This window comes from Streptomyces sp. NPDC002054, assembly GCF_040296685.1.
In the GTDB taxonomy this organism is placed as follows: domain Bacteria; phylum Actinomycetota; class Actinomycetes; order Streptomycetales; family Streptomycetaceae; genus Streptomyces.
Window position 1 is genome coordinate 1 of sequence record NZ_JBEOXT010000063.1, and the last position, 22,158, is coordinate 22,158.

At 71.4% G+C, this 22,158-nt stretch carries 23 protein-coding genes; 11 read left to right on the forward strand and 12 right to left on the reverse strand.

Features of this window, described 5'->3' with window-relative positions:
- Positions 1-94: 94 nt before the first annotated feature.
- The 7 genes from ABT123_RS35615 to ABT123_RS35650 form a co-directional block, all read right to left on the reverse strand.
- On the reverse strand, positions 95-694 hold the full coding sequence (locus ABT123_RS35615) for a hypothetical protein (protein WP_351322400.1): 600 nt from the start codon (positions 692-694) through the stop codon (positions 95-97).
- A 268-nt stretch (positions 695-962) separates the two neighbouring features.
- Positions 963-2,537, reverse strand: coding sequence for a P-loop NTPase family protein (locus ABT123_RS35625; RefSeq protein ID WP_351322446.1), 1,575 nt, complete (start codon positions 2,535-2,537; stop codon positions 963-965).
- 13 nt (positions 2,538-2,550) lie between these two features.
- Positions 2,551-3,963 (reverse strand): ATP-binding protein, encoded by a 1,413-nt coding sequence (locus ABT123_RS35630; RefSeq protein WP_351322402.1) that lies wholly within the window; start codon positions 3,961-3,963, stop codon positions 2,551-2,553.
- Between the two features lie 17 nt (positions 3,964-3,980).
- The gene (locus tag ABT123_RS35635) at positions 3,981-5,543 is read right to left on the reverse strand and encodes an SCO6880 family protein (protein ID WP_351322404.1); all 1,563 of its coding nucleotides are present in this window, start codon (positions 5,541-5,543) and stop codon (positions 3,981-3,983) included.
- The gene (locus ABT123_RS35640; protein ID WP_351322406.1) at positions 5,540-6,871 is read right to left on the reverse strand and encodes a hypothetical protein; all 1,332 of its coding nucleotides are present in this window, start codon (positions 6,869-6,871) and stop codon (positions 5,540-5,542) included. Before ABT123_RS35640 ends, ABT123_RS35635 begins: the two co-directional genes overlap by 4 nt.
- On the reverse strand, positions 6,861-7,685 hold the full coding sequence (locus ABT123_RS35645; protein WP_351322408.1) for a DUF8175 domain-containg protein: 825 nt from the start codon (positions 7,683-7,685) through the stop codon (positions 6,861-6,863). Before ABT123_RS35645 ends, ABT123_RS35640 begins: the two co-directional genes overlap by 11 nt.
- Before the next feature lie 108 nt (positions 7,686-7,793).
- The gene (locus ABT123_RS35650; RefSeq protein ID WP_008742356.1) at positions 7,794-8,102 is read right to left on the reverse strand and encodes a DUF8827 family protein; all 309 of its coding nucleotides are present in this window, start codon (positions 8,100-8,102) and stop codon (positions 7,794-7,796) included.
- Positions 8,103-8,472: 370 nt separating this feature from the next.
- Here ABT123_RS35650 and ABT123_RS35655 point away from each other — a divergent pair, with 370 nt between their 5' ends.
- Positions 8,473-9,078, forward strand: coding sequence for a hypothetical protein (locus ABT123_RS35655; protein ID WP_351322410.1), 606 nt, complete (start codon positions 8,473-8,475; stop codon positions 9,076-9,078).
- 58 nt (positions 9,079-9,136) lie between these two features.
- Here the strand turns inward: ABT123_RS35655 and ABT123_RS35660 are convergent, their stop codons facing one another.
- On the reverse strand, positions 9,137-9,991 hold the full coding sequence (locus tag ABT123_RS35660; RefSeq protein ID WP_351322412.1) for a pentapeptide repeat-containing protein: 855 nt from the start codon (positions 9,989-9,991) through the stop codon (positions 9,137-9,139).
- A 72-nt stretch (positions 9,992-10,063) separates the two neighbouring features.
- On the opposite strand from ABT123_RS35660, the gene ABT123_RS35665 reads away from it, so the two are divergent.
- Both ABT123_RS35665 and ABT123_RS35670 read left to right on the forward strand, forming a co-directional pair.
- Positions 10,064-10,672 (forward strand): LysE family translocator, encoded by a 609-nt coding sequence (locus ABT123_RS35665; RefSeq protein ID WP_351322414.1) that lies wholly within the window; start codon positions 10,064-10,066, stop codon positions 10,670-10,672.
- Between the two features lie 41 nt (positions 10,673-10,713).
- Positions 10,714-11,526: a thioesterase family protein gene (locus tag ABT123_RS35670; protein WP_351322416.1), complete on the forward strand. Its 813-nt coding sequence runs from the start codon at positions 10,714-10,716 to the stop codon at positions 11,524-11,526.
- 15 nt (positions 11,527-11,541) lie between these two features.
- Here ABT123_RS35670 and ABT123_RS35675 read toward each other — a convergent pair whose 3' ends face one another.
- Positions 11,542-12,744: an FAD-dependent monooxygenase gene (locus ABT123_RS35675; protein WP_351322418.1), complete on the reverse strand. Its 1,203-nt coding sequence runs from the start codon at positions 12,742-12,744 to the stop codon at positions 11,542-11,544.
- Between the two features lie 42 nt (positions 12,745-12,786).
- Here ABT123_RS35675 and ABT123_RS35680 point away from each other — a divergent pair, with 42 nt between their 5' ends.
- The 4 genes from ABT123_RS35680 (at position 12,787) to ABT123_RS35695 (ending at position 16,985) form a co-directional block, all read left to right on the forward strand.
- Positions 12,787-13,191 (forward strand): hypothetical protein, encoded by a 405-nt coding sequence (locus ABT123_RS35680; protein WP_351322420.1) that lies wholly within the window; start codon positions 12,787-12,789, stop codon positions 13,189-13,191.
- A 76-nt stretch (positions 13,192-13,267) separates the two neighbouring features.
- Positions 13,268-15,016 carry a serine/threonine-protein kinase gene (locus tag ABT123_RS35685; RefSeq protein ID WP_351322422.1) on the forward strand — a complete coding sequence of 583 codons (1,749 nt, stop codon included), beginning with the start codon at positions 13,268-13,270 and terminating at the stop codon, positions 15,014-15,016.
- 74 nt (positions 15,017-15,090) lie between these two features.
- The gene (locus ABT123_RS35690; protein ID WP_351322449.1) at positions 15,091-16,095 is read left to right on the forward strand and encodes a C40 family peptidase; all 1,005 of its coding nucleotides are present in this window, start codon (positions 15,091-15,093) and stop codon (positions 16,093-16,095) included.
- A gap of 200 nt (positions 16,096-16,295) precedes the next feature.
- A complete protein-coding gene (locus tag ABT123_RS35695; protein ID WP_351322424.1) occupies positions 16,296-16,985 on the forward strand; it encodes a phosphatase PAP2 family protein in 690 nt (229 codons plus the stop codon).
- A gap of 3 nt (positions 16,986-16,988) precedes the next feature.
- Here ABT123_RS35695 and ABT123_RS35700 read toward each other — a convergent pair whose 3' ends face one another.
- Positions 16,989-17,204 carry a hypothetical protein gene (locus ABT123_RS35700; RefSeq protein WP_351322426.1) on the reverse strand — a complete coding sequence of 72 codons (216 nt, stop codon included), beginning with the start codon at positions 17,202-17,204 and terminating at the stop codon, positions 16,989-16,991.
- Between the two features lie 163 nt (positions 17,205-17,367).
- Here ABT123_RS35700 and ABT123_RS35705 point away from each other — a divergent pair, with 163 nt between their 5' ends.
- Positions 17,368-18,174, forward strand: coding sequence for an SCO4651 family lipoprotein (locus tag ABT123_RS35705; protein WP_351322428.1), 807 nt, complete (start codon positions 17,368-17,370; stop codon positions 18,172-18,174).
- 118 nt (positions 18,175-18,292) lie between these two features.
- Entirely contained in the window at positions 18,293-18,448 is a 156-nt protein-coding gene (locus tag ABT123_RS35710; RefSeq protein WP_351322451.1) for a hypothetical protein, read from the forward strand.
- A gap of 40 nt (positions 18,449-18,488) precedes the next feature.
- Here ABT123_RS35710 and ABT123_RS35715 read toward each other — a convergent pair whose 3' ends face one another.
- Positions 18,489-18,800 carry a metal-sensitive transcriptional regulator gene (locus ABT123_RS35715; protein ID WP_351322430.1) on the reverse strand — a complete coding sequence of 104 codons (312 nt, stop codon included), beginning with the start codon at positions 18,798-18,800 and terminating at the stop codon, positions 18,489-18,491.
- Between the two features lie 209 nt (positions 18,801-19,009).
- On the opposite strand from ABT123_RS35715, the gene ABT123_RS35720 reads away from it, so the two are divergent.
- Complete coding sequence (locus ABT123_RS35720; RefSeq protein ID WP_028797706.1) at positions 19,010-19,630, forward strand: DUF47 domain-containing protein; 621 nt, start codon at positions 19,010-19,012, stop codon at positions 19,628-19,630.
- Positions 19,631-19,635: 5 nt separating this feature from the next.
- Entirely contained in the window at positions 19,636-20,634 is a 999-nt protein-coding gene (locus ABT123_RS35725) for an inorganic phosphate transporter (protein WP_351322432.1), read from the forward strand.
- A gap of 738 nt (positions 20,635-21,372) precedes the next feature.
- Here ABT123_RS35725 and pstB read toward each other — a convergent pair.
- Positions 21,373-22,149, reverse strand: coding sequence for a phosphate ABC transporter ATP-binding protein PstB (gene pstB, locus ABT123_RS35730; protein WP_351322434.1), 777 nt, complete (start codon positions 22,147-22,149; stop codon positions 21,373-21,375).
- Positions 22,150-22,158 lie beyond the last annotated feature (9 nt).

Here is a 22,158-nt window from a genome sequence, read left to right on the forward strand (position 1 = left end):
TACTGCAGGGGGGACCCTGTGGGAGAGTAGGACGCCGCCGAACAATCATTGTGGGAAAGCCCCGCACCAGTCATGGTGCGGGGCTTTTCTGCGTTTACCGGCCTTTCTGCCGGCGCTTCCAGTACGCGACGGTGAGCACGCCGAGCGCCGGCCCCCACAGCACCAGCGGGGCGTACGTGCCATAGAACGCAGCCTGGCTCCAGCCGTGCCCCAGACCGGGATAGTCGTCCGGAAGCGGGTCGCCCTGAACGGTGGTGCCGGCGATTTCGGTGGCGAGGCCGATCGTGGTCCACATGGCTGTCAGGACCAGGGTGCCGAAGGCGGCCGGGACGACGGCAGCCGAGATCGGCACTCTCCGCCCGCCCAGGCCCGGTATCCAGCGCGGGAAGACCTCGCCCCAGGTGGCGACCAGTCCGACCGCGGTGAAGGCCACCAGCTCGGAGACGACGGACAGCAGGACCACGTACAGCTCGATCGGTAACCAGGACGGCAGCTGTCCCCCGCCCTGGTCCCGGCCTTCACCGAAGAAGAGGACGGTGACGATCCGCCAGAGACCGGACGGCAGCACCAGCAACGGGACGGTGTAGGCGAGGTTCCTCGCCCAGCGGGGAACCCCGGCGGCCGGGGTGTGGGCGGCGGTCCAGGCGGCGCGCAGTCCACGCCGTGCGGACGGGAGGTCGGTGAGAGTGCTCATCATCCGAAGATGGCAGCCGCCCCCGGGCCGGCGGATCGCCCGCCGGAGGTAAACCGGTCTCCCCCGCGTGGGGGAGATATGACCTGCACCTCGCACGGCCGTACGTGCACGAGCGGAACGACCGGGCCGCCGCGTTCTACCGGCGGGTGGGGTTCGCCCCGACCGGGGAGGTTGTGCCCATGCCGGGGGATCCGTCGGCGCAGGAGCTGGAGTACGCCGTCCCGCGGCCGGAACAGCTGCCTGGCTGACGCCAGGCAGCAGGCCCTGACTACCTCCGCGCCTGGGGGTCCGGCAGGGCGGTGGCCTCCGGCCAGCGGGAGCGGGCCTGTTCGCGGCTGCGGCAGGTGGCCAGGAGGGGCAGGGCCTGGTCCGTCAGCAGCTCCGGGAGCTGGGGGATCGGGGCGACTGCGGCGACGTCGTCCAGGATCAGCGCCAGTGGTGGGTCGAGCCGACCGTGGGATGACCGTGCGGCCATGCGGCGGCCGTGCTCGACCACGCTGGAAGCGAGTGCGGTCAGCAAGGGCATCGCACCCGGGTGGGTGCGGGGGTCCTCGAGGGGCTCACCCACCAGGTACAGGCTGCCCCCCTCGGCCATGAATGATGCGAGGGACAGCGAATCTGTTCGATGCGGAGTGCAGGACTCGCGGATGTGGATCGAGCTGAGCGAGGAGAGGGCGCGGGCGGTGAGCTCGTGCGCGATCTCGCGGCGTTCCGGATGGGCCGTCAGGGCGCTCTCCAGCTCGCCGGCCGCGCCTGGGGCCGCCTTGGGGTGGGTACGGAGGATGCGCACCGGGTCGTGCGAGCCCGAGCCCTGGGCCCAGCGGTGGATCTGCTTGAACGGGCGGCCGTCCAGGGCCGCCGCGTGCAGCCAGCTGCGCAGGAGCGTTTCCGCGGTGTCGGCCACGGCCGCGTCCATCCGGGCCTGCGGCCGTACGGGGGCCAGCAGCGCGATCGCGCGGGCCGCGGCGGTGTCCCGGTCGGCGCACTCCTCGGCCGGGTTCCAGTGCAGCCGGGCCGGGGTGTCGCAGAGGTGCGACGGGTCGTAGAGCAGTACCGGGCCCAGCTTGGCCCGGGCGTCCTTGGTCTCCGACCACAAGGTGGGGGAGGAGGTCACGATCAGGGCCGGGCCCTCGGCCTCCGCGATCGCGGAGGCAGCCGCCTCGTACCGCTCGGCCGGGGTGCCGTAGCGGAGCCGGGGGGCCGGCTCGGCGAGCGGGGCCGTGGCGCGGGGCGCGCCGGCAGGTGCGTAGCCGCCGTGTGCGGCGGCCGGTTGCGGGGTCGGGGCTGGAGCGGCCCGGGGTACGGGTCCGGCCGGCTCCGGCTCCGGCCGCGGTTCCGGGACGGCCAGAGTCGGACCGGCCGGAGCTGTAGCCGGAGCCGGACCGGCCGGAACCGGAGGTGCAGCCAGAGTCTTCGCCGCCGGGGCGGGGTCCGCCGCCGGCTGAGCCTCGGGCTCCGGCCGCAGCTTTGCCTCGAGCGCGGCCTGGCGGGCCAGGGCCCGTCTCGCCTTGGTGCGGGCGACGACGCCGATTCCGAACACCGTGAAGACGAACAGCACCAGCAGCTGGCTGATGAACAGCCCCCAGAACAGGCCCCAGCCCGACAGGGCCACCGGGTCGGTGTCCGGCCAGGCGGCAGCCAGATTGTGCGGCTGCGCTATCAGCTGCCGGACCGCCGTCGGCGTACGGGTGAAGGTGACCGTGCCCGGCCAGGCGCCGTGCGAGAACAGGGCGGCGAGGCCGGTCGAGGTCCAGACGAGGACCGCGAGGCCCAGCAGGAAGGCCAGCAGGCCGACGAGGAGGGAGTCCGGGACTCCGCGGGCTGCGGGCCGGGGCTGCGGCATCTCGCCGGGCACGTCAGGCGACCGTCGTCCCGGCCCCGCCGTTGCGGTGCCGTTCGATGTACATGGCTCTTTCCTCCGCCTCCAGCTCGGCCGCCAGCAACTCCTCGGGGAGGCGTGCCGGGGTCGAGGACTCCGTCATGGCCCGGTCCGTGTAGACCAGCGGCCGTTCGGCCTCGGTGATCAGGTGTTTGACCACCTGCACATTGCCGTTGACGTCCCAGACCGCGATACCGGGGGTCAGGGTCGGGATGATCTCCACGGCCCACCGGGGCAGGCCGAGGACCCGCCCGGTCGCCCGCGCCTCGTCGGCCTTCTGGGCGTAGATGGTGCGGGTGGAGGCCATCTTCAGGATCGCCGCCGCCTCCCGGGCCGCCGCTCCGTCGACCACGTCCGAGAGGTGGTGGACGACGGCGACGAAGGACAGGCCGAGGCGGCGGCCGAACTTCAGGAGCCGCTGGAACAGCTGGGCCACGAAGGGGCTGTTGATGATGTGCCAGGCCTCCTCGACCAGGAAGATGCGCTTCTTCCGGTCGGGGCGGATCCAGGTGTGTTCCAGCCACACGCCGACGATCGCCATCAGGATGGGCATGGCGATGGAGTTGCGGTCGATGTGCGAGAGGTCGAAGACGATCAGCGGGGCGTCGAGGTCGATGCCGACCGAGGTCGGGCCGTCGAACATACCGCGCAGGTCGCCGTCGACCAGCCGGTCCAGCACCAGGGCCACGTCCAGGCCCCAGGCCCGTACGTCGTCTATGCCGACGTTCATCGACTCCGCGGATTCGGCCTCCGGGTGGCGGAGTTGCTCGACGATGTCCGTCAGGACCGGCTGCCGGTCGGTGATGGTGTCGTTGACGAAGGCGTGGGCGACCTTGAGCGCGAAGCCGGCCCGCTCGTCCAGGCCGTGGCCGGTGGCCACCTCGATGATGGTGCGGAGGAGGGCCAGCTGGCCGGTCGTGGTGATGGCCGGGTCGAGCGGGTTCAGCTTGATGCCGCCGTCGAGGGCGGCCACCGGGTCGAGCCGGATGGGGGTTATTCCCAGCTGCTGGGCGATCAGGTTCCACTCGCCGACGCCGTCCTCGCCCTGTGCGTCGAGTACGACGACCTGGCGGTCGCGGAACCGGAGCTGGCGCAGTACGTACGTTTTCTCCAGCGCGGACTTGCCGTTGCCGGACTCGCCGAGGACCAGCCAGTGCGGGGCCGGCAGCTGCTGGCCGTACAGCTGGAAGGGGTCGTAGATGTAGCCCTTGCCGCTGTACACCTCGCGGCCGATGATGACGCCCGAGTCACCGAGGCCGGGGGCGGCGGTGGGCAGGTAGACGGCCTGGGCCTGGCCGGTGGAGGTGCGGACGGGCAGCCGGGTGGTCTCGACCTTCCCGAAGAGGAAGCTGGTGAAGGCGTCCGTCACGGCGGACAGCGGATCTCGCATGCTGCACTGCCCTCCAGCTAGCGTCGGATGCCGGTGGCGAACGGCAAGGTGTTGACGAAGGCACGGTGGTGCTCGCGGTCGCACCATTCCAGCTTCAGGTACGACTTGCCGGCCGAGGCGCGGATCGTCCGCTTGTCGCGGGCGAGGGCTTCGGGCGAACGCGAGGACACGGTGATGTACCCGACCAGGTTGACTCCGGCCGCACCGCTGGCGAGATCTTCACCCCTCTGGTCGAGCCGGCCGTGCGCGGCGATGTCGCGGGGGTCGACGGTCCGGTTCATCTTGGCGGCGCGGGAGGCGTCGGCCTCGTCGTTGGTCTTCTCCGTGAGCATGCGCTCGATGGCGACCTCGGTGGGTTCGAGGTCCATGGTGACGGCGACGGTCCGGATCACGTCCGGGGTGTGGACCAGCAGCGGGGCGAGGAAGTTGACGCCCACCGGGGTCATCGGCCATTCCTTCACCCAGGCGGTGGCGTGGCACCAGGGGGCGCGGGTGGCGGACTCGCGGGTCTTGGCCTGGAGGTAGGTGGGTTCCATCGCGTCCAGTTCGGCGGGCCAGGCGTTCCGCTTGGTCATGGCCTGGATGTGGTCGATGGGGTGGTCCGGGTCGTACATGGAGTGCACGAGGGAGGCGAGCCGGCCCTGGCCGAGGGGCTGGCGGACGCGGATGTCGGCCTCGGCGAGGCGGGCGCAGATGTCGGTGAGCTCGCGGGCCATGACCACGGCGAGCCCGGAGTCCTTGTCGAGCCGGCGGCCCTTGCGGTCGTGGGAGGCGCGGGCGATGGTGTGCGCCTCGGCGGCGAGCTCGCGGGTGTAGTGCATGCAGGCGACGAGGTACGCGCGGTGCTGCTCGGAGGACGTGGACACCATCGACTGGAGCTGGTCGTAGGAGTCGACGAGCCAGCCGGGGGCGCGGGTGTCGCCGCGCTGGGCGACGTCCTTGGCGTGGGCGTCGGGGTCGGCGGGCAGGGTGCGGGCGAGCATCTGCAGGCGGGTGACGAAGCCGTCGCCGTTGGCGACGTGCTTGAGGAGGGTGCCGAACCGGTCGACCAGGGCCTCCTGGTCCTCGCTGTCGCGCAGGCCGACGCCGGGGCCCTCGATCTCGATGGCCGCTGTGACGGTTCTCCGGTCGGCGTGCAGGAGTACGGCGATCTCGTCGGGGCCGAAGGGGGCGGCGAGCCAGCTGATCCGGCCGATGCCGGGGGGCGGGCCGACCTCGATCTCGCGGCCGTCGGCGGCGCGGGTGCCGGCTTCCATGGCGGACGAACGGTAGGTCGTACCGCGGCGCAGGGTGCGCTTGAAGCTGCGGTTGATCTCGAACCACTTGTAGAAGGTGCGACCGCGGTAGGGGACGTAGACGGCGGCGAGCGCGAGCATCGGGAAGCCGACGAGGCTGACGATGCGCAGGGTGAGGGCGGGGACGAGCAGTCCGCTCATCATGCCGAGGAAGGCCCCGGCGATGATCAGGGCGATCTCGCCGGTCTCGCGGTTCTTGCCGACGATCGCGTTCGGCCGGGCCCGGCCGATGAGATACGTACGGCGGGGCGCGACCGGGTGGATCTGGTGGGACTGGGTCGTCAACGCCCGTCACCTCCTGTGTTCCTCGTGCTCGTGCTCTGCTGGCGGGGCGGGGGTGCGGCGGAGGGGGCGGATCCGCCGCCGGACCCGGCGCCGGGGGTGCGGCTGCTGTGGGCGGCCACGCCTCCGGAGATCTGGTGGGCGGGGGCGGGGGTGCTGCCGCCGTCGGCGCGGTGGGCGCCACCGCCGCCGCTGCGGCTGCTGTGGGTCTTGATGCCCTGGGAGACGAGGGAGGCCGGGGAGCTGATGACGGCGGCGGCCTGGGCTCCGTCGGTGGCCTGCTTGCGGTTGCTGCGGGCGGTGGCGATCTCGTCGCCGAAGCCGGGGACGAAGCGGTAGATCATCGCGGAGGCGAAGATCGCGAGCAGGATGATGGCGAGGCCGGAGACGACGGCGGAGAAGGAGTTGGGGCCGTTCTTGCCGGCGAGGGCGCCCGCGAGGCCGAGGACGATGACGATGACCGGCTTCACGAGGATGACGGCGATCATGATGCCGGCCCAGCGGCGGACGTGGCCCCAGAGGTTCCGGTCGACCAGCCCGGCGTAGACGACGACGCCGAGGAGGGCGCCGACGTAGAGGAGGGCGGCCCGGATGACGAGTTCGAGGGCGAGGACGCCGGCGGCGAGGATCGTGACGAGGGAGACGACGATCAGCATGATCGGACCGCCGCCGATGCCGTCGCCCTTCTTGAGGGCTTCGATGAAGGAGCCGAAGAATACGTCGCTCTGGTTGCCGGTGGCGGAGGCGATGGTCTCGGAGACGCCGTCGGTTGCGTTGACGACGACGTGGAGGACGAGCGGGGTGAAGGCGGAGGCGAGGACGGTCAGCCAGAGGAAGCCGACGGCTTCGGACATGGCGGTGGCGAAGGGGACTCCGCGGATGGCGCGTTTGGCGACGGCGAGGAGCCAGATGACGAGGGTGAGGATGGTGGAGGCGGCGAAGACGATGGCGTAGTGCTTGAGGAAGCCGTCGTCGCTGAAGTCGACGTCGGAGGTGCCTTTGACGATTTTGCTGAGCTCGGTGACGATCCAGACGGCGGCGTCGGCGCAGCCTTTCGCCAGGGCGGCGAGCGGGTCGAGCGCGGTGGCGGGATCGGCGGGCCCGCCGAGGCCGGGCTGGGTGGCGCCGCCGGGTTGGCGTTCGCCGCGTTCGCAGTACTGCCGTGCCGGCCCGGCAATGAGCGAGCACGGGTCCTTGCTCGGCGTGGGTGTGGGCGTGGGGGAGGGGGTGGGTGCGGCCGCCGCGCGCGTGGCGAACAGCACGGCCGCAGCCTGGAGGGCTGCGAGCGCGGCCACGATGCCGGGGAAGCGGGGGCGGGGGCTACCGGGCATAGGTGAACCCTCCGTACTGCTCGACCGCTCCGGCAATTTCGTCGGAGGTGGACACGGGGTTGTCTCCGGTCACGGGAGTGGGGCCGTCCTTCTGGGCCGTCTCGATGACTTTCCAGTCGGCGCCGTTCCACTTGAGCGTCATCGAGATGGTGAACCAGCTGCTGGTCACCGGGCGGATGGACTTCTCCCCGGTCAGGCCGAACATGCCGATGCACCAGACGTCGACAGCGGCGGCGTCGCCGGAGAGGTTCTGCACCTTCGTGCCGGCCGGCACGGTCCGGCTGACGAACGTTGCCCCTGCCGGGGCGAGCCCGTCTTTCGTGAGGCCGATCTGGGACAGCAGATCGGCGGAATAGTCGGCGTCGAACCCTGCCTGCAGCTTCTCGCGTGTGCTGTCGTCCGCCACGGCGCCGACGATGGCGTGCCGTTGAGCAGTGTTGAACATGCCGTCAGAACCCAGTACGACCGCATAGTTCGCGGCAGCGGACTGCGCGCCCTGTTCCGTCTGGGCGAAGCCCGTCGGGATGCCGCCGTTCTTGCCGTCCACCGGGCGGACCCCCGACGGGGCCGTGGATGAGGCCGTCGGGGGGTTTTCCGTGTCGGTGGGGCCGGACGGGGTGTCGTCGTTCTGGTTCGCGAACGCGATGGCTGCGATCAGCAGGACCACCACCCCCACCACCGTGACCAGGCCGCGTGAGGACCGCGCCGGGCGGCGGGGGGTGCCGTAGGGGTCGGACGGGGAGTCCGGGAGGCGGGTGCGGGTCTGGCCCGTGCCGCCCACCGAACCGCCGGCACCGTACTGGTCCTCGGTCATTCCGTATCCGCCCCCTCCGCGTCGTACGACGGTAGCGTGTGGTGAGTCGTCATCAGGCAGCGCAACCTCAGCGGGCGGAAACGGGCAGGCTCGGCTCGGCGGAACGGCCTAGACAGCCATGCCGTAGACGATGGTGAACAGCGTGCCGAGTGAGCCGATGATGAAGACTCCCGTGAGTCCGGCCACAATCAGGCCCTTGCCCTGTTCCGCGCTGAACGTGTCGCGGAGCGCGGTCGCGCCGATGCGCTGCTTGGCCGCGCCCCAGATGGCGATGCCGAGGCAGAGGAGGATCGCCACGGCCATGACCACCTCGATCATGACCTTCGCTTCATTGCCGAGACTGCCGAACGGGCCCCAATTCGGGGCGATTCCGCCGATGATGGTGGTGATATCGCCCTTTTCGGCTGCCAGGATCATGTAACTCACCGCCCCTGTATGGGTAGTTCCATCCCCCCGTGCCCGGACCGGCAGGGGTCACGCACTATCTTCGCTGATGAAACCGCCGCCGTATGTCGACTTGGCGGCTCTCTTTACCTGATCTCGCAGACTGGGCACAGTCGCTCACGTTCCGTCACTCTGTGTATCACGGGGTGTGACGGCGGGCAATGACGGTCGGTCCCGGCGCGCGCTCGGTCGGGGGACGGCCGTTCGGCGCAGTGGGACGGCGTGTCATTGGACCAACCCGCTGACATAGGTCCGACATTCCGTCAGTCGTTCCATCCGTGCGCCGCGTTGCGGGAGATGCTCCACGGCGTTCGGTACGTCGTACGACGCAAGGAGCAAACGGATGGGTTCCGCATCGAGGGTCGGCCGGCGCGCCTGGCTGGCGAGTGGGGTCGCGCTGCCGCTGGTGCTCGCGCTCGCGGGGTTCTCGGCGCCCGCGATGGCCGCCGACCTCAGCCCGAGCAGCAATCACGGCTCGTGTGACACGACCCGGGCCGACAAGCCGGCGAAGTCGGTGAAGGGGGCCAAGGCCGGGAAGGCCGTGAAGCGGGCCAAGGCGGGGCCGGAGAACAACAACAGCGGTGGCTGCCGGGGCCCGCGCGGCCCGAAGGGGCCCAGGGGCGAGCGGGGTCCGGCCGGTCCGCCCGGGCCCTGCGCGGACATCGACTCGACCGAGGGCGAGGGCGATGTGGAGTTCAGCGCCGTGCTGAGCAAGGGGAAGGCGTACCTCGGGCGGCGCAGCGTGGCCCCGGTCGGCCAGTACACGTGGCGGGACCTGACCACGTACCAGAACCCCGGGTTCCCCAAGGAGGCGTGCAGCGTGTCCGTCAGCACCGAGGGGCGGATCGTGTACGTGAAGGTGCTGACCACGGGCGGCGATGTGTACGAGAACTACTGCACGTACGCGCTGTCCTGCCCGTCCGGCTGGACCGCGCTGGCCAAGCCCTGAGGCCCCCGGACCCCGTCGGTGCCGCGCCCGGAGCACGAGCCGGGCGCGGCACCGTCGGTTACGCCGTCCAGTGCGCGGGACGGTCGAGGCCGGGCGGGATGCGGGTGGCGGCGGTGCCGCGGGCGGCGTTGAGCTGGGCCTGGGTGAGGAAGATGCTGTCGGTGAGGTCGGCGCCGCCGAGGTCGGCATCGCGGAAGTCGGCGCCGATCAGGTCGGCGGTGCGCAGGTCGGCCCGGGTGAGGTCGGCGGCGATCAGGTAGGCGCCGCGCAGGTTGGCGCCCCGGAGGTCGGCTCCGGCCAGCCGGGCGCCCATCAGGTCGGCGCCCCGGTGGTTCTTCTTCTTGCCCGGCACCTTGGCGCGGACCAGTTCGCTGGTCTTGAGGAGCAGGGTGTTGATCCCGGCCCGCAGGGCGGGCACATCGGCCGCGGCGAGGGTGTCGGCGTCGGCGCGGGTCAGCTCCTCGGTCTCGGCGAGGATGCGGCGCAGATCGGCGTGGACCGGCCGGGCGGCGGGGAGGGCCAGGGCCTGGTCGACGTAGAAGAGCAGTTCGTGGAGCTGCCGCATCACGGGGAACACCTCGAACATGGCGCGGGCCGTGCCGGGGTGGCTGCGCCAGTCCCGGCCGCCGAAAGTGACCTGGGAGACCTGCTGGCCGGCGCCGAAGCAGTCGAAGACGGTGCAGCCCTGGAAGCCCTTGTCGCGCAGCCCGGTGTGGATGCCGCAGCGGAAGTCCTCCCGGAGGTTCCGGCAGGGGGCGCCGGCGGCCTTGTCGACGGCGAAGTCGGCGGACCGGGCGAAGGGCAGGGCGACGCAGCACAGCGCGAAGCAGTCGGTGCAGTCGGCTTTCAGCAGGGGCAGCGGCAGGGGCTGGCGCTGGGACTGGGACTGGGGCTGGGGCAGGGCGGCGGACATGGGGTCCATTGTCTCGCTTCGCGGGGGCGCCCCCCTCTTGATCGATACCGGTGCGGAGGTCAGCATCCCTTCATGACTGAAGTGATCGCAGTTGCCGTCATCACCCTTCTCGCCGTGATCAGTCCCGGCGCCGATTTCGCCATGGTCGTACGGAACAGCTATCTGTACGGCCGGCCCACCGGCCTCTTCGCGGCGGCCGGGGTCGCCGCCGGAGTGCTGGTGCACGTCTCGTACACGATGCTCGGTGTGGGCCTGCTGATCGCCTCCTCCACCGAGCTGTTCACCGCCATCAAGCTGGCCGGCGCCGCCTATCTGGTCTACATCGGCATCCGGACCTTCCGGGCGCGCGCCGAGGTGGCCGTCGACCTGGAGTCGAAGGCGGCGCTCACCCCGCTGGGGGCGATGCGCTCGGGCTTCCTGACCAATGTGCTGAACCCGAAGACCACGCTGTTCGTCGTGTCCACCTTCACCCAGGTGGTGAACCCGGGCACGCCGGCCTGGCAGCAGGCCGGGTACGGGCTGTTCATGTCGGTGGCGCACCTGGGCTGGTTCGGTGCGGTGGCGCTGTTCTTCTCCGACTCCCGGCTGCGGGACCGGATGCTGAAGGCGCAGAAGGCGCTGAACCGGGCCATCGGGTCGGTGCTGGTGGGGCTCGGGGTGAGCCTGGGATTCGCCCGCTGACGGTCTGGTGCCCGCGGTTACCTGTCGGTAGCGTGCGGGACATGGGGACTGGTGGAGTGGCCGACGCGGTCGACGCGTTTTACGAACGGATCGATGCCGGGCGGTTCGCCGCCACCGAGTACACCCGGGGTCCCTGGGATCCGGGGGCGCAGCACGCCGGCCCGCCCGCCGCGCTGCTCGGCCGGGCGGTCGAGGAGCGCCCGGGGGCCCGTACGGACATGCGGATCGCCCGCATCACGTACGAGATCCTGCGTCCGGTGCCGATCGGCGGGCTGGCGGTGACCACCTCGGTGCTGCGGGCCGGCCGCAGCACCGAGGTGATCGAGGCGGCGCTCACTCCGGAGGGCGCGGACGCGCCGGTGATGCTGGCGCGGGCCCTGCGGGTGCGGGTGGCGGCGGACGCGGTGCCGGCGGTGCTGTCGGGGCCGCTGCTGCCGCCGCCGGGGGAGGTCGGGGTCACCCCGTTCTTCCCGGTGCCGTGGGACATCGGCTATCACACGGCCATGGAGACCCGGTTCACGGACGGGGCCTTCCTGGAGCCCGGGCCGGGCAGCTGCTGGATGCGGATGAAGCTGCCGCTGATCGCGGGGGACGAGCCGAGGCCGGCCGACCGGGTGCTGGTGGCGGCGGACTCCGGCAACGGGGTCAGCGCGGTGCTGGACATCCGCAGCTTCGTCTTCGTCAACAGCGACCTGACGGTCCATCTGCACCGGCACCCGGCGGGCGAGTGGGTGTGCGTTCAGGCCCGTACGAGTGTGGACCCGGCCGGCATCGGTCTGGCGGACTCGGTCCTGCACGACGAGAAGGGGCCCATCGGGCGCGGGGCCCAGAGCCTGTACGTCGCACCGCGCTGAGCGACCCGGATCCCCTTACCTCGCCGGGGCCGCCGGTCCCGGGAGGCGGAAGCCGTTGAAGAGGTCGTCCGCGCCGCGCAGGGCCAGCCGGTCCGGGACGGCGCGGACCGTGAGGTCGCGGACGGCGACCGCGAGGGGATGCCGGAGGGCCCCCAGCCTGCCGATCCGGCGGGCGCGCAGGCGCACGGCGTCGGTGCGGTCGCGGCGGGCGGCCGAGTACGCGGCGAGGGCGGCCGGGATGCCGTCGGGGTCGCTGGCGTCGCTGGCGTCGGCGGGCATCAGATGGGCGAGGACGGCCGCGTCCTCGATGGCCTGGCAGCCGCCCTGGCCGAGGTTGGGTGCCATGGCGTGGGCGGCGTCGCCGAGCCAGGCGATCCGGCCGTGGTGCAGCCGGGGCAGCGGGGCGGCCAGGTCGTAGAGGTCGTTCTGGAGGACGTCGGCGGGGTCGAGCCGGTCGATGCGCTCCAGCAGGGCCGGGATCGGGTCGTGCCAGGCGCCGAAGCGGCGGCGGAGTTCCGCGCGCGGGTCGGCGGACCGGGTGCCGGCCGGGACGACTGCGGTGGCGTAGAGGTACACCCGGCCGTCGGAGAGCGGGGTCACGCCGAAGCGCTCGCCCCGCCCCCAGGTCTCGTGCATGGCGGGGATGCGGAGGTCCGGCACGTCCAGGAGGGCGCGCCAGGCGGTTTCGCCGATGTAGTGCAGGCCGGGGTGGGCGGGGAAGTGCGCGCGGCGCAGCGGGCTGTGGATGCCGTCGGCGGCGACGACCAGATCGGCCGGGAGGTCCGGGCCGGCTGCCGTACGGACCACCGGGCGGCCCGCGGCGTCGTCGACGGCGGTCACGGCGGTGCCGTAGCGGAGGGTGCCCGGCGGCAGGGCCGCTGCCAGGGCGGCGGTGAAGGCCGGGCGCGGGACGGCGATCGGGGCCATGCCGTACCGGGCCGCCATGTCCGCGGTGTCGGTCCGGGTGAGCCAGCGGCCGTCGGAGCGGCGCAGGCCCATGGTGGCCGGTACGGCGCTGCCGGCGGCGTGGGCAGCGTCGACGCCGATGGCCTGGAGGGCGCGCAGGGCGTTGGGGGCGAGGCCGATGCCGGCGCCGGTGGCGGGGGGTTCGGGGGCGCGTTCGCAGACGGTGACGCGCCAGCCGCGGCGGTGCAGGGCGATGGCGGCGGTAAGCCCGCCGATTCCGGCGCCGGCCACCACCGCGTGAGGTGTGGGCATGAGGCATTCCTCCTGCTGATCGGTGCGTGCTGTGCCTGCCTGGTGGAACGGGACCTGGCCGATGCGGAGTTCCCGCCTTCGGCCTCGCGGGAGGAGGCCGCGGCGGCGCTCGCCGGGCTGCTGTACCGCTGGCTGACCACGGGCCGCGAGCGCCGGCTCGCCCACTACGAGCTCAGCCTTGAGGCGGCGCGCACGCCGGAACTCGCGGCGGCCCTCCACCGGGCGGGCCTCACCGCCCGCGCCCGCGCGGCGGCCGTCCTCGCGACGCTGGGCGCCGCCCGGCCCGAGGAGTCCGCCGACCTGCTGGCCGCCTGGGCGGACGGCCTCCTCTACGACCGCCTGGCGGGCGCGATGGCGCGGACCCGGCCGGCCGCCGACCTGGCCGAACTCACCGCGGTGAGCCGCCGGATGCTGGACGCGGTGCTCGCGGACCGGGCGCCGGCCTAGCCCGCCCCTCCCGGGGTGCTGTTTCACCGTCAACCCCCGCTGAGGGCACCGGAGTCCGTGTGGCAAGCTCGTGCGAATGGAGGCCCTGAGAGACACCGACCCGACACACATCGGCGCGCACGCGCTGCTGGCCCGGCTGGGGGCCGGGGGCATGGGGCAGGTGTATCTCGCGAGGTCGCCGGGTGGGCGGCTGGTCGCGGTCAAGGTGATCCGCGACGAGATCACCGGGCATCCGGAGGCGCTGGCGAGGTTCCGCCGCGAGGCGGAGACCGTGCGGGCGGTCCGCTCCGCCTACACGGCGAACCTGATCGACGCCTCGCTGGCGGCGCCGCCGTTCTGGCTGGCGACCGAGTACGTGGCCGGGCCGACGCTCGCTCACGCCGTCGGCCGGCAGGGCGCCTTGCCGGCCGAGACCTGCCGGAAGCTGTTCGCCGCGCTGGCGGAGGGGCTGGCGAGCGTCCACGCGTACGGGGTGACGCACCGGGACCTGAAGCCGCAGAACGTGATCCTGGGCGCGCAGGGCCCCCAGCTGATCGACTTCGGCATCGCCAAGGGCACCACCCAGACCGCCCTGACCCAGGACGGCCTCGCCCCCGGCACGCCCGGCTACACCGCCCCCGAGGTGCTGCTGCGCAACGAGGTGGCGGCTGCCGCCGACGTGTTCGCCCTGGGGGCGACCATCGCGTACGCGGCGACCGGGCGGGCGCCGTACGGAACGGGCGAATCGGCGGGCGTCAGCTTCCGGGCCGTGCACGGCGAGATCGACGTGGCCGGGGTGGAACCGGGGCTGGCCGCGCTGATCGAGGCGTGCGTGGCGAAGGACCCGGCGGACCGGCCGGCACCGGCCGAGGTGATCCGGCGGTGCGCGGTGGACTCGGCGCTGGTGGACGACCCGGTGTATGCGGGGCTGGCGGCGACCGGGGAGGCGCCGAAGTTCCCTGGGCAGGCGACGACGGCGGGCGCGGTGGGCGCGGCGGGCGGGTACACCCCGACCTATGTGCCGACGTACGCGCCGGCCGACGCCCCGACGTACGTCCCCGCGCCCCCGATGCCCCCGGCCCCGCCGACGGGCCGGCGGAGGCTGAGCCGGTGGGCGATCGCGGGCATCGGGGCGATGCTGGTGCTGCCGGGGGCGGTGGGCGGGTACGTCCTGCTGCAGAACCAGGCGGACAAGAAGGACGGCGCCCAGGCCAAGGGGGGCGGTACGCAGTCCCCGGGGCCGGGCACCCCCGGGCCGTCGGGCTCCGCACCCGCTCAACCCGCCCAGCCCGGTGGGGGCGGTGTACCGAGCCACATCGAACAGACCAATCCCTCATTGGACTTCTGGACGGGTTCCACGGCCAACGACGGGAGCTGCAGCCTGGCACCCCAGGAGTCCTCGAAGTTCCTGACCTCCTCCATGGAGGCCGTGGACGTCTCGCCGACGGCCAACTCGGTGACGGGCAAGCTGAAGATCAGACTGCGCCTCAAGCCGTACCACACGGAGACCACCCCTTATTGGGTCTCGGTCGGCGTCAAGTCCCCGCACGAGCTCGACAGGGACACCGGGCGGCCCGACCCGGGATTCCCGGAGATCAACCGGGGCATCGGCTTCACCAGCGAGCCGGTGGACCTGGCGGCGAAGGCCGCGGACGACGGTGGCGAGGCCGTGCTCACCTATCCCGACGACTTCGCCCACCGGTACACGGACAACAAGGGCGTCGCCCATTCCGACAAGGCGGTGCCGGTCACCAACGACCCCGGCAATTGGACCGTGTTGTTCTTCCACGTCAAGGGCGTGAAGGAGCACAGCACCATCCACTGTTCCGGCTTCCCGGTGAAGTAGCCGCGACACAGAGCGGCGAATGGGCTGTCAGCACCCGTTCGATAGGGCAGGGTTGATTCGTGCGCAAGTTCTGGATGGCCGGCGGGATCGGAATCGGGCTGTGCCTGAGCTTCGTCGTGCTGCTCGTCGTCGGGACGTACTCGGCGGCTGCGGGCATGATGACCGGGGCCGGCGGGCGGGCGGTGAACCTCGCCAAGGGGGCCGTGCCGGCCGCCTATCAGCCGTTGGTGCAGAAGTGGGGCAACCTGTGTCCGGCCCTCAACCCGGCGCTGCTGGCCGCCCAGCTGTACCAGGAGAGCGGCTGGAAACCGAACGCGGTCAGCCACGCCGATGCGCGGGGCATCGCCCAGTTCATCCCGGGCACCTGGGCCATGTACGGGGTCGACGGCGACGGGGACGGGGACCGGGACATCTGGGACCCCAACGACGCCATTCCCTCTGCGGCCACCTATGACTGTGCCCTCGCCAAGGACGTCAGGGACGTGCCCGGGGACGTGGTGAACAACATGCTGGCCGCGTACAACGCCGGGCCCTACCGGGTGATCAAGGCGGGCGGGGTGCCGTCCATCAGGGAGACCCAGGGCTATGTGAAGACCATCCGGAGTCTGGAGAAGAGCTTTGCCGCGCCCGTTGGGCGGGTCGCGCCCTCTCAGCAGGCCGCCGGGGCCATCTACTTCGCGCAGAAGCAGCTCGGCACGCCCTACTTGTGGGGTGGCGAGGGCGGGGTCGAGGACAACGGGCGGTTCGACTGCTCCGGGTTGACGCAGGCCGCGTACGAGACCGTGGGGATCAGGCTGCCGCGGGTGGCCAACGACCAGTACAACGCCGGGGAGCATCCCGCACGGAATGAACTGCTGCCCGGGGACCTGGTGTTCTTCTCCGATGATCTGACGAACTCTCGGGCAATTCGGCACGTCGGGCTGTATGTCGGCGGCGGGTACATGATCAACGCCCCGTTCACCGGCGCGGTGATCCGGTTCGACAAGATCGACACCCCGGACTACTTCGGTGCCACCCGCGTCACGAAGGCCGGCGCGGAGGCGCTGCCCGATCACCGTGCCGCCGGCAACACTCCGTAAAGCCAAGGCCCTGAGCTGCGACGATGAGTCTCTCTTGGATAACGTTGGAGTGATCATTCGGTGGAGGGTGGAACGTCCGCGCCAGAACGGGCGTTCCATGAGCGCGGGGGAAGATCGCCGGTTGAACACCGGGGGGCGAAAGGGCGCACACAGGGGTGCGTCCGCAGGGGACCAAGCAAAGGGCAAGGGGCCACATCGCCATGGCTGGACTCACGGCCGGTGGGCCGAACGTGGATGTAAGCCTGCTGTACCAGATCAACGGCCTGGCCCAGGAAACCCCGGGCTGGTTCGACCGGATCATCGGCTTCACCGGTGAGTACGGGCTGTTGCTGGTCCTGGTGCTGCTCGTGCTCTGGTGCTGGCGCGGCATCAGGAAGCTGTCCACGCCGGCTGCCGCGGAGGGATTCGCCGCGCTCGTCTGGACCCCGCTCGCCGCCGGGATCGCACTGCTCCTCAACATTCCGCTGCGTCAGTTCGTCGGCCGCCCCCGGCCCTTCCGGCAGTACGGCGAGGTGGAAGTGCTGACGCAGGGCACGACCGACTTCTCCTTTGTGAGCGATCACGCCACGCTGGCGATGGCCCTCGGCGTCGGCCTGTTCATCGCCCACCGCAAGCTCGGGTTCATCGGGATCGGCATCGCCCTGCTGGAAGGGTTCTGCCGCGTCTACATGGGTGTGCACTACCCCACCGATGTCGTCGGCGGGCTGGCGCTGGGCACGGCCGTGGTGCTGCTGCTCGCGCCCCTCGCCATGGCCCTGCTCACCCCGCTGGCGCGGGCGATCGCGATGTCCCCGCGCGTCGGGTGGCTGGTACGGGCGCGGGGGTGCGAGCCGGCCCAGGCGGTGGACCTGCCGCGGGCGAGCAGCCGGGAGAGCGACCTGGCCGCCTGAGCCCTACGGGTTCAGGTCGGCCGGCGCGGGGTGCCCGGCGGCGTCCTCGCGGGCCTTGTCCCGGGATCGCCGGGCCGGGCCGCGCCAGCCGCAGCCGCACCGGGCCAGCGTGAACGAGCCGCGTTCGATGGTCTCGGTCGGATGCGGGGCCGCTGGGACGCGGGAGGTCGGTACGGCCGCAAGCGGAAGGGCGGGGTGCGCTTGGCTGTGCGAGTCCACGACTCCACGGTACCGGGCTGCCGCTCGGTTCCCGGGCTCCTTGGGGGGTTCCCGATGTGATGCATGTCCTCCCGGCGGCCGTGACGGCCTTCCCGGGCCCTCGTTAAGCGGAACGGGTGGGGGCCCGGGCGAACAGCGTTTATGCGTTGGGGGTTGGCAGGCGATGGTGGTGCACCGGCACAGGCGTGGTTCCACGGCGTCCCTGGCCGTACTGGCGGCCCTGGTGACGGCGTCCGGGTGCGGGACGGACGATCCGTCACCGGCCGCCGACGGCACGGCAGCGGTGCGCGGGGCCGCGGACGTACTGGCCCGAACCGGAAGCGCGCGGGCGCGGACGGCGATGGAGATGGCCACCGGCGGGACCCGGGTCACCATCCGCGGCGAGGGCGGGGTGGACTTCCGGAAGCAGATGGGACAGCTGCTGGTGATGCTGCCCGCGGACGTCACGGGGAAGCCGGGACACCGGCCGATCACCGAACTGCTCGCCCCCGGCGCCCTCTATATGAAGAACCGGGGGGCCGGGGTGCCCGCCGACAAGTGGGTGCGGGTGGACACCACCGCCCTCGCGGACGGGAACCTGGTCACCGGCGGGGCCACCGACCCGCTGGCCGCGGCCGAGCTGCTGCGGGCCGCGGACGGGGTCACGTACGTCGGCGAGACCGAACTGTCGGGCACCAAGGTGCGGCACTACCGCGGGACCACCGACATCGGCCGGGCCGCGCGCACGGCTTCCCCACAGCTGCGGGGAGCACTGGAGGCCGCGGCGAAAGGGTTCAGCAAGGACACGGTGCCCTTCGATGCGTACCTGGACGAGGACGGGCGGCTGCGGAAGGTCCGCCTCCGGTTCAGCTATGTCAACAACGGCGTGATCGATGTCTCCTCCACCACGCTGCTGTACGGATTCGGGACGCCGGTGAAGGTGGTGCTGCCGGCGAGCGAGGACATCTACGCCGGGAGGATCGCCGACTAGTTCTGGCCACGGCCGGGTATCCGGAAATGGTCCATCCGTGTCATGCGCGCGGAGTCGTGACCTCCCTACGCTGAGAAGCCGTTCCGGCAGTGTGTTCCGGCAGAGAGAGGTGACACGCGTGACTCCCGCAGGCAGTGCGATGGTGCAGGACCACGTGGCTCTCGCCGAGATCGAGCTCTGCGGAGAACTGATCATCGCGGCGTCCGCGGCGCTGGAGGACCGGCTCAGCCAGGACCGGATCGATGAGGTGCTGCTCGGTATCGGCTGGGGGTGAGCCCGGGCCGCCGCCCCCGACCCCGCCCTCCAGCCCCGGATCAGGTGCGCAGCAGGCGGGCGATGGCTTTGGTGGCCTCTTCCACCTTGGCGTCGATCTCCTCGCCGCCCTTGACCGCCGCATCGGCGACGCAGTGCCGCAGGTGTTCCTCCAGCAGCTGCAGGGCGAAGGACTGCAGTGCCTTCGTACTGGCGGAGACCTGGGTGAGTATGTCGATGCAGTAGACGTCCTCGTCGACGAGCCGCTGCAGGCCGCGGATCTGGCCCTCGATCCGGCGGAGCCGCTTGAGGTGCTCGTCCTTCTGGTGGTGATAGCCGTGGACGCCGGCGGGCTCGGTCTCGGTGGTCGTCATGCGTCCTCCCGTGGTCCGCTGATGAGGGGGGCATACCTGCGCGATATACCCCTCATGGGTATAGGATACCGGGCTTCGTCCGTGCGGGCACGGGGCCGGTGCCCCTCACTCTGCCTGATGGAGGACACTGGGGAACCGCTGGTTAGCCGTGGCCGGAGGATGCGCCTAGCATCAGCCTGACCGAATCCAATGCACCCCGAGGACCTCACGTGCGATTTCGTCTGACCCCCAGGGAGACGAGCTTCTACGACATGTTTGCCGCATCCGCGGACAACATCGTCACGGGCTCCAAGCTCCTGATGGAACTGCTCGGGGCGGACTCGTCCGCACGGGCCGAGATCGCAGAACGGATGCGGGCGGCGGAGCACGCGGGGGACGACGCGACCCACGCGATCTTCCACCAGCTGAACTCCTCCTTCATCACGCCGTTCGACCGTGAGGACATCTACTCCCTCGCGTCCTCCCTCGACGACATCATGGACTTCATGGAGGAGGCCGTCGACTTGGTCGTCCTCTACAACGTGGAGGAGCTCCCCAAGGGCGTCGAACAGCAGATCGAGGTGCTGGCCCGGGCGGCCGAGCTGACCGCGGAGGCCATGCCGCACCTGCGGACCATGGACAACCTCACCGAGTACTGGATCGAGGTCAACCGGCTGGAGAACCAGGCGGACCAGATCCACCGGAAGCTGCTCGCGCACCTGTTCAACGGCAAGTACGACGCCATCGAGGTCCTCAAGCTCAAGCAGATCGTGGATGTGCTCGAGGAGGCGGCCGACGCCTTTGAGCACGTCGCGAACACGGTGGAGACCATCGCGGTCAAGGAGTCCTGAACCACGTGGACACCTTTGCGCTGGTCGTGACCATCGGTGTCGCGCTCGGCTTTACCTATACCAACGGTTTTCACGACTCTGCGAACGCCATCGCCACGTCGGTGTCGACGCGGGCGCTGACCCCGCGGGCAGCCCTGGCGATGGCTGCCGTCATGAACCTTGCCGGTGCCTTTCTGGGCAGCGGGGTCGCGAAGACGGTCAGCGAAGGCCTGATCGAGACGCCCCACGGCGCCACGGGCATGTGGATCCTGTTCGCGGCGCTGGTCGGTGCGATCGTCTGGAACCTGATCACCTGGTACTTCGGACTGCCCTCCTCGTCCTCCCACGCGCTGTTCGGCGGCATGGTGGGTGCGGCGCTGGCCGGCGGCACCGAGGTGATCTGGAGCGGGGTGATCGACAAGGTCATCATCCCGATGTTCGTCTCGCCGGTCGTCGGTCTGATCGTCGGCTACCTGGTGATGGTCGCGATCCTGTGGATGTTCCGCCGGACCAACCCGCACAAGGCCAAGCGCGGCTTCCGCATCGCCCAGACGGTGTCTGCGGCGGGCATGGCCCTCGGCCATGGTCTGCAGGACGCGCAGAAGACGATGGGCATCGTGGTGATGGCCCTGGTCATCGCCGATGTCGAGGCCGAGGGCGCGCCGATCCCGGTCTGGGTCAAGATCGCCTGTGCGGTGATGCTTTCGCTGGGTACGTACGCGGGCGGCTGGCGCATTATGCGGACGCTGGGCCGGAAGATCATCGAGCTGGATCCGCCGCAGGGCTTCGCCGCGGAGACGACGGGGGCGTCGATCATGTTCGGCTCGGCGTTCCTGTTCCACGCGCCGATCTCCACGACGCATGTGATCACCTCGGCGATCATGGGTGTGGGGGCGACGAAGCGGATCAACGCGGTGCGGTGGGGCGTGGCCAAGAACATCATCATGGGGTGGTTCATCACGATGCCGGCGGCGGCGGTGGTGGCGGCGATGAGCTTCTGGATCGTCAACCTGGCCTTCGGCTAAAGCGCCGCGCAACAAGCCCCGGCCCCAGCCCGGTCCCCCTGGCCTGCGCCCCTGATGCCCAGGCTGCGCCCGGCCCCGCGGGGCTACGCCCCGAACCCCTGCCGGGCTGCGCCCGGATTCCGGGGGCTGCGCCCCGAACCCTTGCCGGGCTGCGCCCGGTTTCCCGGGGCTGGGCCCCGGACCCCTCCCGGGCTGCGCCCGGATTCCCGGGGCTGTGCCCCGAACCTCTGCCGGGCTGGGCCAGGTCCCGCGGGGCTACGCCCCGGACCCCTGTCGGGCTGGGCCCGGTTTCCGGGGGCTGCGCCCCTGATCCTTGCCGGGCTGCACCCGGATTCCGGGGGCTGCGCCCAGGACCTCGGCGGGGCTGCGCCCCAGACCGGACCCTCGCGGGCCTGTGCCCGATTCCGTGCCGGGCTGTGCCCGGATCTGTGGGGCTGTGCCCCGGACTCTCGGCGGGCTGGGCCCGGTTTCCCGGGGCTGCGCCCCGGACCCCTGCCGGGCCGTGCCCGGTCCCGCGGGGCTGCGCCCCGGACCGGACGCGGGCCTGTGCCCAATTCCGTGCCGGGCTGCGCCCGGATCTGCGGGGCTGGGCCCCGGACCTCTGCCGGGCTGGGGCCCGGACCTTTGTCGGGCTGGGGGCGGGACGAGAAGTGGGCCGGCTCCCCCCACCCAGGGGGAGCCGGCCCTTTTTCTTTTCGCCGTGCGGTGGCACCGCCATGCAGCACCGCAGGACGTTCTTTATCCGAAGCGGCCCGAGATGTAGTCCTCGGTGGCCTGCATGGACGGGTTCGAGAAGATCCGCTCCGTGTCGTCGATCTCGATCAGCTTGCCGGGCTGGCCGACCGCCGCGAGGTTGAAGAACGCGGTGCGGTCCGAGACACGGGCCGCCTGCTGCATGTTGTGCGTCACGATGACGATCGTGAAGCGCTCCTTCAGCTCCCCGATCAGGTCCTCGATGGCGAGGGTGGAGATCGGGTCCAGAGCCGAGCAGGGCTCGTCCATCAGCAGGACCTGCGGCTCGACCGCAATGGCGCGGGCGATGCACAGACGCTGCTGCTGGCCGCCGGAGAGACCGGAGCCGGGCTTGTTCAGGCGGTCCTTGACCTCGTTCCAGAGGTTCGCGCCCTTGAGCGACTTCTCGACGATGTTCTCGAGCTCGCTCTTCTTGAACTTGCCGTTCAGCCGCAGGCCCGCCGCCACGTTGTCGAAGATCGACATGGTGGGGAAGGGGTTCGGGCGCTGGAAGACCATGCCGACCGTACGGCGGACCGCGACCGGGTCGACGCCGGCGCCGTACAGGTTCTCGTCGTCCAGGAGGACCTTGCCCTCGACGCGGCCACCGGGGGTGACCTCGTGCATGCGGTTGAGGGTGCGGAGGAAGGTGGACTTGCCGCAGCCGGACGGGCCGATGAAGGCGGTCACGGAGCGGGGCTCCACGGTCATCGAGATGTCGTCGATGGCCTTGTGGGTGCCGTAGAAGGCGGAGAGACCGGAGACGTCGATGCGCTTGGCCATGAGAATCAC